Genomic DNA, 2130 nt, shown 5'->3' with positions numbered 1-2130 from the left:
TCAATGCTTCCTGGGAAGAAGGCCTGCACTTGCCCGTCGAACTGGCCGGCACCTATCTGCATGCGACCACTGGCGTGGAACGCGCCGCCCAGCGTGGTCGTGTCCACGGCGCGTCCGTTGACGTACAGCGTCAGGGTGTCCTTCTCAGCGTCATGCACACCGGTCAGGTGTGCCCACTCACCGTCCTGAGCCATGGCTCCGGCCGGCTGCATGGCCCGCACGGGATGAGCGTCCGGGCTGTTCGCGCTGTACTGGTTGAATGCCCAGCGGTCGAAGTGCCGCGAGTAGTAAAGAGTGAAGCCCGGCTTGTGTGTTCCGGCCTGGGAGGCGATGACGCCTCCCGAAGTGGCCGACTGTTTGTCCAGCCTCGCCCATGCCGAGACGGAGAAGCTTTGCCGGGTATTGATGACGCCCGCGGTCGTATGACCGTAGGCATCGACACCGTTGAGCCTCAGCGCGCGGCCATCAACGCCCTCCACTCCAGCAGCGACGTCCCCCTCATAGACGGCCGGCAGGTTGTCCGCGACCCCCGCAACCTCGTGGGAGCCGGCCGGTTCGTCCAGGGAGAAAACGGCCATGGCAGGCCGGCCGGGCGCCTCACGCACTCGCTGCTTGTTGTAAAGCTGCTCGACTCGGGTGCCCTCCGTCACCATTGCATAGTCGAACAACTGCACTTCATCGATGGCCCCAGGAAAGAATGCCTTCACTTCGCCGCTTCGCTGCGCGGCCCCGATGAGCGTCTCGTTCTGGGCACTCCATCCGCCTGAGAAGGCTGTTTCACCCGCGAAGCTTCCATCGACGAAGAGACGTATCCTTCCGCCGTCGTATGAGGCGAGGAGATGGGTCCATCTGCCCACAGTGACCGGGGCATCGGCCAGCACCCGGGCACGGCTGGTGTCCGCCGGGTCGTCGGCGTGGTGCTGCAGGACTGCCCACTGGTCGAAGTGTCCCGAGTAATAGAGCGAGAAGCCGGGGTGGTGCACACCTGCCTGCTCCAGCACTACTGCCGAGTCATTCCCCTTCTCATCCAGCCGTGCCCAGGCGGAGACGGTGAAGGGCTTGCTGGTGTCGGCGACGTGGCCGTCGACTACCGCGTGACCCGTCGTGCCATCCAGTTCCAAAGCCGTGCCCACCGTGCCGGCGGCACCCAAGGTACCGCCGCCCTGCAGCACGGCGATGTGTTCCGGTCCCACGGCACCGGCCTGCTGCGCTCCGGGGCCTTCATCGAAAGCCCATACGGCGCGGGCGCCCTGACCCGCGCGCACCCGGTACTGGTACGTCCGCACCTCAGAAGCATTACCCGCTTGGTCAAGTGCCTGTGCGGTGATGAAGTGCACGCCGGGTTTCTCAGGCAGCACCTGAACCGTCTGTGGCGCCCCGCTGGTGGTCGCGATCTGCTGAGTGGGCAGTGGATCTCCGTTGATGCCGAAGCGATAACGGTTGACGTCGCTGTCTGCTGCCGTCAGCGTGAAAGCTCCGTACTGCCCCACACCGTCGAGCCAAGCATCGTTCGAGTCGGATGGGTCCGACTGCCGATAGCGAGTCGAAGAGATCTCGGGCGACTCCGGGATCGTCGTATTCACGAGGAAGTAGCAGGGCGATGCGTCAACCGACGACCACGGCCCGTAGTTTCTGCCGTCATAGGCACGCGCGTACAGACGCAGAGTCGTATTATGCGGAATGCTCGTAGGGAGGGTCATGGCGAATGCTGACCCCGAACGCTTGGCAGTGGTGAGCGTGGAATCCCACACACCGGTGCCCCACCGCACGCGGAGCTGGAGCCGCACGTTGTCACCGTCAGGGTCGGTCACGTTGGCGGCATACACCTTCCCCAGCGTGCGCACATGCGCCGGTCTGGTCGACGGCTTGCAGGTACCTCCGTACTCCATCGTCAGCTGTGAGGTCTTGATCTTCCGTGGCGGCCTGTTGTATTCCACCCGCAGGTGGGCGTCGTAACGGAACCGCTTCCAGTGCAGGTTGCTGCTTTCGTTGCCCGCCTTGAGACCGAAGGTCATGGTGGACCACTTCTTGTCCGCTGCCTCCTGAACAGCGGACCCGACAGTGAACTCAGCGTCCCCAGCGGGTTTGCACCCCAGGTCCGGATTTCCGCCGTAATTGAAGTGCGCCGTG

1 protein-coding gene is annotated in these 2130 nt (G+C 64.3%); it reads right to left on the bottom strand.

Going from position 1 to position 2130, the window contains the following annotated elements; all coding sequences use genetic code 11:
* A partial coding sequence (locus PJ985_RS23085; protein ID WP_271685835.1) for a LamG domain-containing protein occupies window positions 1–2015 on the bottom strand: 2015 nt, incomplete at its 3' end.
* Window positions 2016–2130 lie beyond the last annotated feature (115 nt).

Source organism: Streptomyces sp. ACA25 (genome assembly GCF_028200735.1).
Lineage (GTDB): Bacteria > Actinomycetota > Actinomycetes > Streptomycetales > Streptomycetaceae > Streptomyces.
The sequence above is the reverse complement of the archived record's forward strand: the minus strand, read 5'-3'. Positions and strand labels throughout refer to the sequence as shown.